General features: G+C 39.4%; 17 protein-coding genes. 10 read left to right on the plus strand and 7 right to left on the minus strand.

The features are described 5' to 3' along the window. The 7 genes from QZ574_RS05380 to QZ574_RS05410 all read left to right on the plus strand — a co-directional run bounded on the left by QZ574_RS05380 (position 1) and on the right by QZ574_RS05410 (position 7,292). A complete protein-coding gene (locus QZ574_RS05380) occupies positions 1 to 810 on the plus strand; it encodes an exonuclease domain-containing protein (protein ID WP_297087575.1) in 810 nt (269 codons plus the stop codon). Between the two features lie 58 nt (positions 811 to 868). Further along, positions 869 to 1,444 (plus strand): hypothetical protein, encoded by a 576-nt coding sequence (locus tag QZ574_RS05385; protein ID WP_297087577.1) that lies wholly within the window; start codon positions 869 to 871, stop codon positions 1,442 to 1,444. A 9-nt stretch (positions 1,445 to 1,453) separates the two neighbouring features. After that, on the plus strand, positions 1,454 to 1,972 hold the full coding sequence (locus tag QZ574_RS05390; protein ID WP_297087580.1) for a hypothetical protein: 519 nt from the start codon (positions 1,454 to 1,456) through the stop codon (positions 1,970 to 1,972). Then, positions 1,969 to 2,850, plus strand: coding sequence for a 4-hydroxy-tetrahydrodipicolinate synthase (gene dapA / locus QZ574_RS05395; protein ID WP_297087582.1), 882 nt, complete (start codon positions 1,969 to 1,971; stop codon positions 2,848 to 2,850). The genes QZ574_RS05390 and dapA overlap by 4 nt, the downstream gene beginning before the upstream one ends. A gap of 75 nt (positions 2,851 to 2,925) precedes the next feature. Then, on the plus strand, positions 2,926 to 3,468 hold the full coding sequence (locus QZ574_RS05400; RefSeq protein ID WP_297087584.1) for a hypothetical protein: 543 nt from the start codon (positions 2,926 to 2,928) through the stop codon (positions 3,466 to 3,468). A gap of 55 nt (positions 3,469 to 3,523) precedes the next feature. Beyond that, entirely contained in the window at positions 3,524 to 6,778 is a 3,255-nt protein-coding gene (locus QZ574_RS05405; protein ID WP_297087585.1) for a UvrD-helicase domain-containing protein, read from the plus strand. 85 nt (positions 6,779 to 6,863) lie between these two features. Next, positions 6,864 to 7,292 carry a Rieske (2Fe-2S) protein gene (locus tag QZ574_RS05410; protein ID WP_297087586.1) on the plus strand — a complete coding sequence of 143 codons (429 nt, stop codon included), beginning with the start codon at positions 6,864 to 6,866 and terminating at the stop codon, positions 7,290 to 7,292. A gap of 8 nt (positions 7,293 to 7,300) precedes the next feature. Here QZ574_RS05410 and QZ574_RS05415 read toward each other — a convergent pair whose 3' ends face one another. The 4 genes from QZ574_RS05415 to QZ574_RS05430 form a co-directional block, all read right to left on the minus strand. Next, positions 7,301 to 8,626, minus strand: a complete 1,326-nt coding sequence (locus tag QZ574_RS05415) for an alpha-L-fucosidase (RefSeq protein WP_297087588.1) — start codon at positions 8,624 to 8,626, stop codon at positions 7,301 to 7,303. A 63-nt stretch (positions 8,627 to 8,689) separates the two neighbouring features. Continuing rightward, positions 8,690 to 8,956, minus strand: a complete 267-nt coding sequence (locus QZ574_RS05420) for a cupin domain-containing protein (protein ID WP_297087589.1) — start codon at positions 8,954 to 8,956, stop codon at positions 8,690 to 8,692. Positions 8,957 to 9,030: 74 nt separating this feature from the next. Next, the gene (locus QZ574_RS05425; protein ID WP_363313555.1) at positions 9,031 to 9,198 is read right to left on the minus strand and encodes a YjbQ family protein; all 168 of its coding nucleotides are present in this window, start codon (positions 9,196 to 9,198) and stop codon (positions 9,031 to 9,033) included. Positions 9,199 to 9,406: 208 nt separating this feature from the next. Continuing rightward, positions 9,407 to 9,817, minus strand: a complete 411-nt coding sequence (locus tag QZ574_RS05430) for a secondary thiamine-phosphate synthase enzyme YjbQ (RefSeq protein WP_297087591.1) — start codon at positions 9,815 to 9,817, stop codon at positions 9,407 to 9,409. Positions 9,818 to 10,013: 196 nt separating this feature from the next. Between QZ574_RS05430 and QZ574_RS05435 the strand changes: the two genes are divergently transcribed. The 3 genes from QZ574_RS05435 (at position 10,014) to QZ574_RS05445 (ending at position 12,170) form a co-directional block, all read left to right on the plus strand. After that, positions 10,014 to 10,382 carry a YccF domain-containing protein gene (locus QZ574_RS05435; protein ID WP_297087593.1) on the plus strand — a complete coding sequence of 123 codons (369 nt, stop codon included), beginning with the start codon at positions 10,014 to 10,016 and terminating at the stop codon, positions 10,380 to 10,382. Between the two features lie 172 nt (positions 10,383 to 10,554). Next, a complete protein-coding gene (locus QZ574_RS05440; RefSeq protein WP_297087595.1) occupies positions 10,555 to 11,325 on the plus strand; it encodes a DUF432 domain-containing protein in 771 nt (256 codons plus the stop codon). Next, the gene (locus tag QZ574_RS05445; RefSeq protein WP_297087596.1) at positions 11,325 to 12,170 is read left to right on the plus strand and encodes a mechanosensitive ion channel family protein; all 846 of its coding nucleotides are present in this window, start codon (positions 11,325 to 11,327) and stop codon (positions 12,168 to 12,170) included. The genes QZ574_RS05440 and QZ574_RS05445 overlap by 1 nt, the downstream gene beginning before the upstream one ends. Here the strand turns inward: QZ574_RS05445 and QZ574_RS05450 are convergent. From QZ574_RS05450 to QZ574_RS05460, 3 genes are all read right to left on the minus strand, one after another. After that, positions 12,167 to 12,733 carry a Crp/Fnr family transcriptional regulator gene (locus tag QZ574_RS05450; RefSeq protein ID WP_297087598.1) on the minus strand — a complete coding sequence of 189 codons (567 nt, stop codon included), beginning with the start codon at positions 12,731 to 12,733 and terminating at the stop codon, positions 12,167 to 12,169. The two genes, QZ574_RS05445 and QZ574_RS05450, sit on opposite strands and share 4 nt — an antisense overlap. 54 nt (positions 12,734 to 12,787) lie before the next feature. Then, the gene (locus QZ574_RS05455) at positions 12,788 to 14,101 is read right to left on the minus strand and encodes a pyridoxal phosphate-dependent aminotransferase (RefSeq protein ID WP_297087600.1); all 1,314 of its coding nucleotides are present in this window, start codon (positions 14,099 to 14,101) and stop codon (positions 12,788 to 12,790) included. Between the two features lie 140 nt (positions 14,102 to 14,241). Next, positions 14,242 to 14,766 carry a flavodoxin gene (locus QZ574_RS05460; protein ID WP_297087602.1) on the minus strand — a complete coding sequence of 175 codons (525 nt, stop codon included), beginning with the start codon at positions 14,764 to 14,766 and terminating at the stop codon, positions 14,242 to 14,244. Positions 14,767 to 14,778 lie beyond the last annotated feature (12 nt).

Genomic DNA, 14,778 nt, shown 5'->3' on the forward strand with positions numbered 1-14,778 from the left:
ATGAATCCTCTAAATTTCACTGCTTTAGATTTTGAAACTGCGACATCAGCACACAATAGTGTGTGTCAAGTTGGATTGGTAATCGTAAATCAAGGAGTAATTGAAAAGAAATTTTCTGCATTGATTAAGCCACCAGATAATGATTTTGCATATCATAACATTAGAGTGCATAAGATTGAACCTTTCATGACTCAAAACGCTCCAACATTCGATCTTATTTGGAAAGACATTTCAAAATATTTTGAAAATCAACTCATTGTCTGTCACAATGCAAATTTCGATTTATTAAAACTTCAATCAACTTTAGATTTCTACAGTCTGCCAATTCCAAAATATACTTATGCGTGCACTATGGAACTATTTGGAGGTAAGCTTGATAAATGTTGTGATGAACACAACATTGTCTTTAATAACCATCACGATGCGCTAGCTGATGCCGAAGCTTGTGCTCAGCTTTTTCTTAAATTTCAAGAAATTAAAGGTACATATAAGAAACCTGAAAAGGGAAATATACCTTTTGCCCAAAAACGAATTGAAAAAACTGATCTTCGGCCAGATTTTGAAGTAGAAAATAAAGACAATCCATTTTATATGAAAAAAGTGGTTTTCACCGGGGATCTTATATCATTTTCAAGAAAAGAAGCTGCTCACAAAATAAAACTTTTAGGTGCAGACGTTAATACAAGTATTAGCAGAAAGACTGACTTTGTAATTCTTGGAGCGAAACCAGGTCCTTCCAAAATAAAAAAGATTGAAGAATTAGGAATTCAAACTTATTCAGAGGACGAATTCTTAAAAATGATCAAATAGATTATTTTAATTACTACAACAAAGAATTACATTTGAAACGAAATACGCGGTTATTAAAATGACAAAAATATTTCTTTTTATATCATTGGCGCTAATGGTTTCGGTGCATGCAGGAGCTCAGAATCTTATACAATGGTCGGCCGATTATAAACTTACCAAGGATGATTTTCAGGCGCAGGCGCCTAACAGCGGACAAATGCAAACAGCATTGGGTAGTTTTTACGTGGAATACGAAACAGGTGGTTTAAACCTAATGATGAATCGAAATTTGAATGAAAACGTTTCGTGCTACTTTCAAAAAGATGCATCGTATATTGATGAAGGAACAGAAGCAGCTACATCCCGCCTGCTACGTTACCAACAGTTAATTTTTAACCTTTACGAAATTCAGGCCCGAAATCTGCGTAAAAAGTTTTTTGAAGAGCGAAAAACGATGCTCACAAAAGGCCCCTCGGAGTTGCATCAACAGGTTTATGCCGAACATGCAAAATTGCTTTCGCAAGTAGAAAGCGATACTTTTAACGGCACACTGGATTCGGAAATTGATAAGTGGATGAACTGGTCGTTAACAGAACTGGAAAAACTTGGTGAGTTTTGTAAAACCTGCACACCCACAAAAAAGAAGAAAAAGTAACGAACCATCATGGGATTTAAACAAAAATACGCGTATCGGAAGCTTCAAAAATTAATGCAGGCACAAAACCGCAAACCTGTAATTCCTGAGCTTTCGCTGCATCTTAAAGTTGGCGTTATTTGGCAACCTTGCGAAAAACCTGCTGTACAATATTTGCGCGATTATTTTAACCAGCATGGTGCCATATTTCGCGATTATTGTATTTTCGATAAAGACTCCAACCCATCGGCCGAAGCCAATTCGTTAACAATTAACGACCTCAACTGGTGGGGAATTCCGAAACCCGATAAGGTTGGCGATTTTATGACAATGCAACTGGATCTCTTGTTATGTTTGGCTGCCGAGAAGAACTTCGCCGTTGACTACATCACTGCACTATCAAAGGCCAAATTTAAAATTGGCAGTTCTGAAACAGACAATTCTTATTTCGATTTAAATATTAAGATTGGCCAAAATAAGGATGCAATGTATCTGGCCAAACAACAAATTTTCTATCTTGCGCAGCTAAACAATAAGACAGGTAAATGACTCGATATTTCACAGGCGCAGGAGTAGCTTTAATCACTCCTTTCACAACAAATAACCAGGTAGATTACAAAGCTCTTGAAACCGTAATTGACAACCAGGTAAAGGGCGGCATGGATTATTTGGTAGCACTGGGCACAACTGCCGAAACAGCTACTTTAACCAACGATGAAAAAGCACAGGTTGTGGAGCTTGTAAAAGAAAAAGCAAGCGGATTACCTGTGGTAGTTGGAATGGGCGGAAATGACACACGTACCATTTGCAACCAGATTGACTCATTTAATTTTGAAGGCATTGATGGTATTTTGGTGGTTACTCCGTACTACAACAAGCCATCGCAGGAAGGGATGTACCACCACTACCTTGAAGTGGCCAAAGCAAGTCCGGTGCCGGTTATTTTGTACAATGTACCATCGCGCACAGGAGTAAACCTTGAGGCAACAACTGTGGGCCGGCTGGCAGAAGCTTCAGACAATATTGTTGCTGTAAAAGAAGCATCAGGCGAACACTCGCAAATGACCAAGATCGGTAAATATACCCCTGATGATTTTACTGTAATTTCAGGAGACGATTTACTGGCTATAACCATCACGGCTATTGGCGGACAAGGTGTTATATCGGTTGCTGCCAATGCCTATCCCGAAAAAATAAGTAAGTTAATTAAGTGTGCAATGGCCAACGATTTTGCTGCTGCCCGCAAAATTCACTTCGAACTTATAGAACTTTTTCAGCTGCTCTTCAGAGAAGGAAACCCGGGAGGCATTAAGGCACTAATGAACATACAGGGAACAATTGAAAATGTTTTGCGATCGCCTTTATACAAAATCAGCGATGGCTTGTACGAAGAAATCAAACAACGGCATCAGCTAATTTACGGTTAAGGCTTTTTAACTTCGCATTTTTGATAGCTCTTATAAATGGTGCTATTTTTGTATAGCAGCATAAAAATCAAGGCTATGCGTATAATCATAACCATATTTGTTTTGCTTACCGGCATGCAGTTGTTTGCCCAGCAGGGCTTACAAATGGATTTTGGAGAAGTTGACTCAAGCGAAATTGCATTACAACGCCAGCTAGAGTATTACAACCTGGTTAACGGCAGCCTAAATAACAATGCACTTTTACAGGAACTTCAATTACCTGATTTCAACATCAACAATGTTTACCAAAGTCGTTATACTCTGGCCTTATCATCATTTCCACAGTTTAATACTACCGACCTCTCGCTGCATGGTTCCAACATTGTTTCTCCCCTGTTTTACAATGCTGAAATGTTAAGTTCGGCAGCTTACCAGTTGGGCGATAAATTTGTGTTTGGAGGTTATAGCTACGGTGCCAACCATGTTTTATCGGCCCCCACCCCCAATCCAAACTCCAGCTATTTTGATGCTTATGGCTCCACCATGTTTTTGCAATACAAAGTTTCAAAAAAATTTAAAATTGAAACCAGTATCAGCATTCAGCAAAACAGGCAGGGTCCAGCGGGAATATTACCTTGATTACTGCCCGCAAAACATTATCTTTAACTCCTGAAACTTTAACTCAATCGCTTCCATGCTTACTGTTTACAAAGCTTCCGCCGGATCAGGAAAAACCTTTCAGTTGGTTGTTGAATACCTTAAAATAATTCTTAACAACCCATACGACTACAAACACATTCTGGCGGTAACTTTTACCAACAAGGCTACCAACGAAATGAAAAGCAGAATTTTAGAACAGCTGCACCTCCTGGCCACTGAAGAAAAATCTGCCTATATTGAGCCACTGCAACAAGACAACAACCACACCGAACAGTTCATCAGGCAACGTGCCCGCCAGGTTTTAAAAAATATTCTTCACGATTACAATCATTTCTCCATAAATACAATTGATTCGTTTACGCAAAAAGTAATTAAGGCCTTTAACCGCGAGCTGGGGATTTCGCCAAATTTTACGGTTGAACTCGATAATGACATTCTTTTGCAGGAAGCCGCCGATCGTTTGCTGGCCAAAATTAACGACGACAAAAACCTCTTACAATGGTTGCGCGATTTCAGTAAAGAAAAGATAGAATCAAATCGAAGCCAACGAATTGATGACGACATTAAAAACCTGGGACAGGAACTTTTTAAAGAGTCTTTCCAGGTGTTTTTCCCTGATGAAGGCGAATCGGTATACAACCGCCAAAGTCTGAATGAGTTTAGCAAAGAATTGCAAAGTATGATTCGGCGCTTTGAAAGTGAACTAAAAGCCAAGGGTAAAAATGCAGTAGCCAGCATGGAAAGCTTTAGTCTTGGACCAGCCGATTTTTCGGGGGGAGCCCAAAGAAGCATTGGCAATTTTTTTGTAAAGCTTGCCAATGGCCAACTGCCTAATTTTACGCAAACCATACGAACATGTGCCGAAGAGGTGGAAAAATGGAGTTCGAAAAGCAGCAAACGACGCGATGAGATTTTGCACGCTGCCGAAACCCGACTTATGCCAATTCTTGTTGAAATTGTAAACTATTACGATTCAAACTGGCAAAGCTACAACACTGCTTTGGCCGCGATGAGCCAGCTTCGAATGCTGGGTATTCTCACCGATTTAAAAGAAGAGATACAAAAAATTCAACAGGAAAAAGGAGCTTTACAACTTTCTGATTCCAACCTCTTGCTCAGCAAGATTATCGGGCAAAGCGATTCGCCATTTGTTTACGAGAAAATTGGCAACCACTACAAACATTTTATGCTCGACGAGTTTCAGGATACCTCGGGGCTTCAATGGCGTAACTTTAAGCCATTGCTCGACAACTCGTTGGCCGAAGGCAATGCCAACCTTATTGTTGGCGACGTGAAACAATCGATTTACCGCTGGCGAAACAGCGACTGGAGTATTTTGGCAGAACAGTTGGATGCCCAGTTTTCGCCTAACCAAAAGCAAGACTTTACCTTGCAAAAAAACTGGCGTAGCGACAAAAATATTATTGCGTTTAACAATGCCGTGTTTGGCGAGTTAAAACAGGCTTTTGACCAATATTTATTAGGCGGTTTGGAAGAACATGATGCCTACAAAGCCAAATTCGACCATATTTACGCTTCTTATACCCAGGAACCCGGAAAAACTACTGACCCGGCAAAGGGCTTGGTGCAAGTTAATTTTTTACCTGAAGATGATTTTGAAGAGAATGCCACCGAGCAGTTATTAAAGCAAGTAAAATACCTTCAGGACCAAGGTATTAAAGCCGAAGAAATTGCTATTCTAATCAGAAAAAACAAAGAAGGAGGCCCCATTATTGATGCGTTTTTGGCTGCAGCCAGGCTGCCTGAAAACGAAGCATATAACTTGTCGGTTTTGTCAAATGAATCTTTATTTCTTCATGCCTCCAAGGCCGTCTTATTTGTCATTTACACCATCGAGCTGCTGATAGATCCGGAGAATTTGATAACCAAAGCCAGCCTACTTCAGCTTTGGCAGAACTGGCTTAAACCCGGATTAAAAGATAAAGGAATTCCGGTTTATTCGAACCAGGCACAGCCAATGCTTGATTTTAACGACTATAACGGCTGGCATTTGCAATCCGATTTTATTGAAGAATTTGAGACCGAACTTGTTGAAAAACTACAAGTGGTAAAAAGCAAGGTATTGCTAACCTCTCTTGATGAAACGATTACACATATTTCTTCCTTGTTTGGCCTATTTAATTTTGAGTCGGAACTTCCTTTTCTGCAAACATTAATCGACAAAGCCGGCGAATTAAAAACATCGCTTTCCAACGATTTATCCAACTTTATTTTTTGGTGGAACGATAAAGGCAGCAACACATCGGTAAATGTTAACGAAGAAATTAACTCCATTCGTTTAATGACCGTGCATAAATCAAAGGGGCTGGAGTTTAAAGCGGTGCTTATCCCCTACCTGAATTGGGAAACCGCCTGGCGCGGCAACACGGCGCCTTTACTTTGGTGCAAACCAATAAGCCAGCCATTCAACAAATTTCCTTTACTCCCCATTCAGGCCGGAAAACAAATGGAAGCGTCGGAATTTTCCCCTGTTTATTACCAGGAAAAAATGAATTACTACATCGACTCCTTAAACCTGGTTTATGTGGCCTTTACCCGTGCCGAATCAGTTTTAATGATTAACTGCCCGGCTCCGAAAGAAAGCCAAAGTGGCTCAAGCTCGGGAAAACCAACCAATTACCTCTTAAACAAGGCCTTAATTAACCAAAGCACTCACGAAACTTTTTCGGCCTGTTTTAATGAAGATCAAAATTGCTTTGAGTTTGGAAGCCTTTCTCCGGTAGCTAAAGTTACCGACAGCCAACAGGCTGTTCCTATAAAAAAATATAATTTCAATGATTTTTCAACAAAAATAAAATTACGATTAAGTGGTGAGGATTTCTTAATTGAAAACGAACACCATCACTCCGTTAAAAATACCGGAAAAATTATTCACGATATTCTTTCGGCCATTACCACCACGGCCGATACCGAAAATGCGTGTATGCAAGCATTTTATGACGGAAAAATATCGGAGCAGGAATTAAGCGACATTCGTAAAAACATTGAACAAAACCTAAACCAACCCGAAGTTAAGCCCTGGTTTGATGGCACTTACCACGTATTAAACGAGCGGGATTTGCTTACATCAACAAAACTGTTACGCCCAGACCGTGTAATGTATTCTGGTAACGAAGCCATTGTTGTTGATTACAAAACGGGCGATAAACAAACAAAATATAATTACCAGGTACAGGAATATGCCCAGGTCTTGCTTCAATCAGGATTTAAAACAGTAAGTGGCTATCTTTGGTACCTGCACACCGGAGTACTTGAAAAAGTTTGTTAATGGTATAGTTGCATAAAAATACTTCTGCCCCGAACAATAAAATACCTTTAGGTGTTTTATTACAAATAACATTCATTAAACTGTCATGGAAAGAATCGATTTTATTAAGAAGTTTGCTTTGGGTGGAAGTATTCTTTTAACAGCTCCCGTAATTTTCAGTTCCTGCTCTGATGATGATGAGGACCTGGAACCTAATCCTCCAGGAAATTCAGGAAACGATATTACAATTAATTTAACAAGTAGCACATACGCCAGTCTGGGCACAGTTGGAGGTTATGCCTACACAGGCGATATTATCGTGTTCAGAACCGGCCAAAGTACCTACCTGGCGTTATCAAAAGTATGTACCCATCAGGGGTGCACAGTTGCGTACAGCCATTCGGATGGTAACGTACTTTGCCCTTGTCACTCATCGCGTTTTTCAACAGGAGGTGCCGTATTAAACGGTCCGGCAACAAGTAGTCTAAAAAAATATGATGTTGAAAAAGATGGCGACACGCTCACCATCAGTTAAATTTCTTATTAGTTACTCTCAATTACCTGCCCTTGTTCGCGGTAAAGGTCTACCTTACCATCGAGCAAAACGGCAATAACCGTAACCTGTTCGTCAAGTATTTTTTCCGGCACATCAATGTAAACAATTCCGGGAACAGCACTCCAATATTGTTTCATCTTTACCTCCCAGTTTAGTTTGGTTCCGTTTCCAACCACCCACATTCGGTTAATTTTGTTTTTAAGCCCTTTAATCATTAACGGCCCATTTGGGGTATGAGGAACAAATAAATAGAGGATATCCCCTTTTTTGTTTAAAGCAGTAGGTCCGTAATAATGTTCGTAGGGTATTCCGGCCTGTGTTTCGTATATGGCTTCAGCATGTTTACCGGTCCAACGCCCTAACTCTTTTAAAATATGTTTTTGCTCTTCGGGAATTGAACCATCGGCTTTCGGGCCAATGTCGAGCAACAAGTTTCCTCCTTTGTTAATACAGTCTACCAGAATTCGAATCACCTGGTTGGGTGTTTTGTAGTTGTCATCGTTGTGCTGAAAGCCCCAACTATCGTTCATGGTCATACAAAGTTCCCAGTAGGTATCGTTGGGCTGTGTAACCGGCAAGCCTTGCTCGGGTGTTGCATAATCTCCGTAACCTTGTATACGACTGTTGAGAATTACATTCTTATTCCATCCCCTTAAGGCCTCGCTCAGCTCTTGTGCTTTCCATTTCTCTGCCGATTGTTCCCAGTCGCCATCAAACCAAAATAAATCGGGTTTGTACCTGGTACTCAACTCCTCCAGTTGGCAAAAATTAAAATCAACAAATCTCGACCAACGAAGCGAATCCGCTTCATACCGTTTTATTTTTCTGGTTTTGTTCGGATAATCAGGATGCGACCAGTCGAGTAAGGAATAATATATTCCGACTTTTAAATTGTTTTTACGAAGTGCTTTAACATAGGGGGCAACCAAATCCTTTCCGGCGGGTGTTTGCTCCACCACATTTAAATCGCCACATTTGGTATCCCACAGGGCAACCCCATCATGATGTTTTGAAGTAAGCACCGCATATTTTGCTCCGCTTTGAGCGATTAAATGTGCCCACTCATCAGCATTGTAGTTGTCAGCGGTAAAACCGTCAAGTTGCTTCATGTAATCATCATACGTAATGTAATCGTTAAAAAACGACCAGCTTTCATCGATTCCATTTACTGCGTAAATTCCCCAATGAATAAAAATACCCAGCCTGGCATTACCAAACCATTCCATTCGGTTTTTACTTTGCTTGTTAAGATCCTGAGAATAAACCGAACTAACCAGTATACCGGCCAATAAAAGTAAAACTATCTTTCGCATAGACTTTAAAATAAGATTTAATACCTATGCAAACTTCCAAAATATTTTTAAAAACTCAAATGATTATTCAAAAGAATAATGTTTTTTTATGGCATCGTGAATATCCCATACACATTCCAGTCCTTTTGGAAAAGTAACAAAATAGCCTGCTCTAATGGTAATCGCCTCAAATTCGGTAGTTATTGTTGCTTCTCCTTCTGTAATATAACACAACTCAGTCTGGTCGTAATACCAATCAAATTTGGCTTCTTCGTGTTCCCAAACCGGCCATTCAAAAACTCCTTCTTCCTGTAATTCTTCTTCAGAATACTGATCAACTGAAATTTTCATACAAATTGAATTTATAGCGGACTAAATTTAAGAATTTATGATGATAAATATATCAACGAAAAAAGTATAAATCATTAACTGTATATTGTTAATACCAGCCTGCGAGCTCCCCCATAATTTCGAAATTCGCAAAAATAAATTCCCTGCCAGGTTCCTAAATTTAAACGATGCCTTGTTATTGGAATGGTTATTTCTGCCCCAATAACCGAGCTTTTTAAATGGGCAGGCATATCATAGTTCATGTATTTTAATACATATCAGTTCTGATTCAACTTAGATCCTTTGTGAACCTCTGTGTATTCTTCTTCGTGTGGCTTTGTGATACAGCAAAAGTTATTACACAGAGTTCCACAGAGTTTGCGCAAAGTTTCACAAAGGATTAGTTCAAATCGTTCCCATGATGAACCATTTATAAATGCATTTCAAAATTGTAAAGCCATCGAATTGGTGCTAACTTAAAATAGTTAAAACAACCTTTCTACTACCCCCATAATCCCGAAATTCACAAAAATAAATCCCCTGCCAGGTGCCTAAATTTAAACGGTGATTCGTTATGGGAATGGTTATTTCAGCACCAATTACCGAGCTTTTTAAATGTGCGGGCATATCATCAGATCCCTCGTAGGTATGTATATAAACCGGATCGTTTTCCGGTATCATTTTATTGATAAAAGATTCAAAATCGCTACGTACGGTCGGGTCAGCATTTTCGTTAAGGGTAATTCCGGCCGAAGTATGTTTTACCAAAATATGCAGCAAACCTTTTTCCGGCAGTTCAGGAAGTTGTTTTTCAATTAAACGGGTTATTAAATGATACCCTCTGCTAAAAGCTGGTAGCGTTATTTCAATCTGTTCAACCATAGCTTAAAATATTCTTTAGTTTTAAAGTAAAAACATCTGTATGCGCCATCAAAATTAATCGTTTTCGGAGCTTTTTGTATAACACTTATCTCTTATTTTCGGCCGTTTACCTTTTATCAGCGTATAAAACCTGATGGATTGTGTACATTCGGACTCTTGTTTAGTTCACAGAAAATATAATTTAAATATTGTGATTATGAAATTTCTGGGTAATTTGATTTGGTTAATTTTTGGCGGTTTTGCCATATTTTTAGAATACATGTTGGCCGGTTTGGCGCTCTGTATTACCATTATTGGAATCCCCTTCGGACTTCAATCGTTTAAACTTGGCGTATTGGCTTTATGGCCATTTGGGCAAAAAATTGAGTATATGGATTATGCCCCGGGCTGCCTGTCAACCATTATGAATATTTTGTGGTTATTAATTGGTGGCATCTGGATTATGCTAACCCACGTGTTTTTCGGGCTGTTGCTGGGAATTACTATAATAGGAATCCCGTGGGCAAAACAGCATTTTAAAATGGCATCGCTGGCACTTACGCCATTTGGCCGAAGAATTGGGTAAAACCGCAGGATAAAAACCAAAATTGGGTAAACCGGAAAACACAATCTATTGTTTTAGTTAAAAAAATAAAAACGATTGGTGTTGTTAAAAAAAGGAAGGCCTTGCCCTATTTTTTAATTACATCATTTATCAGGAATAAAAAATTGATACTTTAGTATATCAAATAGTGACAATGGAAAAATTATCGATATACGGGAAGAAACAGTTAGAGCCGGGGAAGCAGAGTTTTATCGACTGCAACAATTTTATTCTTGGCGTAAAACGCAATACCGAAGGATGGTACCTTAAATCTTTTGAACGTAATGCCGACGAATCAGTAACTAATCCGGAAGAAATTGAGGAAGGCATGTATTACCACACCGGAAAATCAAACACCCTTATTCTGGCACCTGCACTTCCGGTAAAACCAATGGTTTTTAAAGGCAAGCGCATAACCATATCTCCGCACCAACGATTAACGTTCTTTGTAAAAATTCCGCTTTTAATGCAAGTTTATTACGCAAAAAAACAGGATGAAAACCTGCTGGCCGAGTTTCCATTTCATAAAATTTCGGACACCTGGTTTGGCGAACCCGTTAACGGAGAAGCTGCCTATGCCCTCGATGCCGAACATTTCCTTGATATAAATGCTATTGAAAGGGATGAAAACAGTGCTATCTGCCCCATAAATATTTTTAATAACAACGATGCTCCGCTTGAACTTGAACGGCTCATTTTACGAGTTGACCAAATGAATTTATTGCGGTTTAAAGAGCAGATTGTCACCAGCTTGGTAAAACTCGAATACAAAGGAAAAGATCATTTAAGCGCTGTAAATTATGGCTTTTCAAAAGCCTTGCATGGCGAAAATCACGAAATTCTTGCCAAAGCCAGAAATCCGGAGAACAAAAGCCTGCTAAAAATTAACTTTCATTTTATTAAAAACATTTATCGTACTGAATAATGGAATTTGAATGGTCGAAATATTTTAACGCCGACAACTTTGAGAAGTTATTGCGCACACTAATTATTCTGGCAATAGGTATTGCCTTCATCTACCTGTTGGCATTTACGGTAAAAAAACTCTTGCCAAAATCCTTGTCGCAGCAACGCAAAATGATTATCCAGCGACTTATTTATTACTCCGGCTTCCTGGCTCTTGCTTTTATAATTATTGCCGAATTAAAAATAAACCTTGCACCATTTTTTGGGGCAGCAGGCGTTATCGGGCTTGTAATTGGTGTGGCCTCGCAAACCAGCATTGGCAACATTGTCAGCGGATTCTTCCTGGTTTCAGAAAAATCGTTTGAAATTGGCGATGTTATTAAAGTTGGTGACAAGGCAGGGGTTGTTTTTAGCATCGACCTGTTATCCATTAAAATCCGCACTTTTGATAATCAATTGTTGCGCATCCCTAATCAAACCATTATTTCTACGGAATTGATAAACGTGACCCGTTTCCCCATCAGGCGCCTCGATTTTTTAGTTAGTGTGGCCTACAAAGAAGATCTGGCACGTGTAAAAACAATATTGGAAGAAGTTGCCAAAGCCAATCCATTAAGCTTAGATGAACCCGAGCCACTGATTGTTTTTAAAGATTTTGGCGCAAGCGGAATCGATATTTTACTTGGCGTTTGGTTTGAAAAAACCAATTACCTCAAGGTAAAAAATTCCATTTTTCAGGAAATAAAACAACGTTTTGATGAAGAAGGAATAGAAATTCCGTTCCCGCATGTTACCTTGTACACCGGCGAAGCAACCAAACCATTTCCGGTTACAACTACTTCAGCAAAAAAGCAACAATCTTAAAGTTTATATAAAATCCGGGTTAAAATATTGCGGTGGATACCCAGATAAGAAGCAATATGCTGGCGTTGTAATTTTTGTGCCAATTCGGGGTATTCTTCCAGGAATTTACGAATACGCTGTTCGGCATTTAGCGATTGGAAAGAGTGAATACGATCCATGGCCTGTATGTAACTTTCTTCGGCCAGAATTCGCACGGTACGCTCAAATTTATGATTGGAATCGAGTAGATTCTTAAACTCATCCTTTTCAATAAATATCAGCCTCGAATCTTCGTAAGCTCGAATTGCCTCGGATGAATCTTTTCCTAGTACAAAGCCACGGTGGTTGCTAACAATAAAATTATTAGGTGGAAAAAAGAATCGCGACACCCATTCAGTACCACTATCCGACAGATAGGAGGCGTAAAGCAATCCATCAATTAAAATGCCGAGCTTTTTATTCTTCTCGCCATAATTAATAAATAACTCCCCTTTTTTCAACACTACCGGTTGGTTCTTCAAATCAAAAGAATCAATCAGGCTCAGGGTGTGCTCAAATCGGGATATTATTTTTTTTCTATCCATAATTTTTCTATCAACAACCTCTTATCAAAAAAGGTAAAAAACCGAAGGCTATTTTTATTTTGAAAAATGCGTGTTAAACAACTTTAATCGTTTCTCGAGATCAGGAAACTGATTCGGCAGTACAAAGGATACGCAGGCCCTGACTCCTTCTTCTTCACTCCCCGTATTATCAAGGGCAATGGCGCTTATGCCGTAAAACAGCAGGTTGGCTACCAGTTGGTTACCCGTCATTCCCGGGTAGGCGATGGTAAAATAAAAGCCATCAGCAATAGGCACTCCTAAATCATTCTGATAAACTATTCGGAAACCATTTTCAAGAAACAGGCGTTTCATTTCTTTGGCACGTTCGCCATAAGCTTTTACCCCATCAACAAAATTAAACTCGCCATTATTAGCTGCTTTTAGCATGGCGGTTAAAGCCCACTGCGCCGAATGACTGGTTCCGGAAGATAAAGAATAAAGTAAACGAAGCGTGATTGTAGCACCAAAAGTTGTTCCTTTAAAACGTTCCTGTAAATCGGGGTAATCGCGATTAAACAGTTTATCGGAGATGGCCATGATACCAATTCGCTGACCGGCGTATGAAAATATTTTTGAGCTTGAAATAAAGAGTACATAGTTATCGGTGTAATTGGCAACCGATGGTTGAAAAGGTGCTTGTCCCGGTTTTGAGAAATCCGTTCTGAAATCCATTCCGAAATACGCCAGGTCTTCCATTACAATTACATCGTATTTGTTGGCCAATTCACCAATTATCTGCAATTCGGTATCGTTAAAGCAAATCCACGATGGGTTGTTTGGATTGGAGTAAACAATGGAATTAATGTTCCCTTTTTCAAGAAACGCCTCCAATTTGGCTTTTAGTTTTTCGCCTCTGAAATTAAAAACATCAAAAGTTTCGAATTTTTGCCCCAGCACCATCATTTGCTGCTTTTGTACCGGAAAACCAGGGTCGATAAAAAGCACCGTATCTTTTTTCTTATCGCAGTTTCCGGCTGCCATAAATGCGGCATAGGTTCCCTGCATCGATCCGGTAGTGGGAATACAACCGGCAGAAGCCACATCAACATCCATAAAATTTTTAATGAATTTTGATGCTTCTTCTTTTAAGGGTTTAATCCCGTCAACCATCGGATAAATAGCCGAAACGCCACGGTCAAGAGCTTCTTTTTCGGCCTCAACGCCCACCTTGGCCGGAGGCAAACCCGGCACCCCCATTTCCATGCGGATGTATTTAAAATCACTGGCTTCTTCAACCAGGTTTACTAAAGCAACAACTTCACGAATTGATGCTTTTCCGATATCAGGAATACGCAGTTGTGCTATTTTTTCTTCAACAAGCTTTTTATCCAAAGGAGAGTTATTCATACTTAACAGGTTAAACCTTTTTAGTTAGTAAAATGGTGCTCAAATATCACAGTCGCAATAGTAAGCTGAAAAAAAGAAACCAGTTATTCTTACCGGTTTCTTTTACAAATTATGATCGTTAATTTTTTCTGCAATGGAAATTAGAATCCAAAATCTGGTTTTATTTGTTCAACCCAGGCAGCAACACGTTCTTCAGTCATTTCCGGCTCAAAATCTTCATCAATTGGCAGGCCGATAAATTTACCGTCAACCACTGCTTCCGATTCTTCAAACTCGTATCCTTCGGTATCAACAGGGCCCACCAAAACAGCACCATTCTTCATTAATTCTTTGCCAAGCAAGCCAATGTGGTCAACAAAAGCGTGGGCATAAGTAACATGGTCGCCAAGACCGAAAACGGCAATCGTTTTATTGCTGTAATCTACTTTTGATATTTCTGGCAGAAATTTTCCCCAATCGTTGTTGGAGTAGTTCGAATCCCAGGTGTCTTTACCAACTGTTGACAAGCCAAAAATTATTTTGTCGAATTTCTCTAAATCAGCCGATGAAGCGCTTTTTACTTCAACCATTTCCACTTTATCAGCACCAATTAATTCTTTTATTTTGTCTGCTACACGGTTTACCGATCCTCCAACCGGACCATAAAAAATTGCTATTTTACTCATATCTTTCGTTTT

It is taken from the genome of uncultured Draconibacterium sp. (assembly GCF_913063105.1).
Classification (GTDB): Bacteria; Bacteroidota; Bacteroidia; order Bacteroidales; family Prolixibacteraceae; genus Draconibacterium.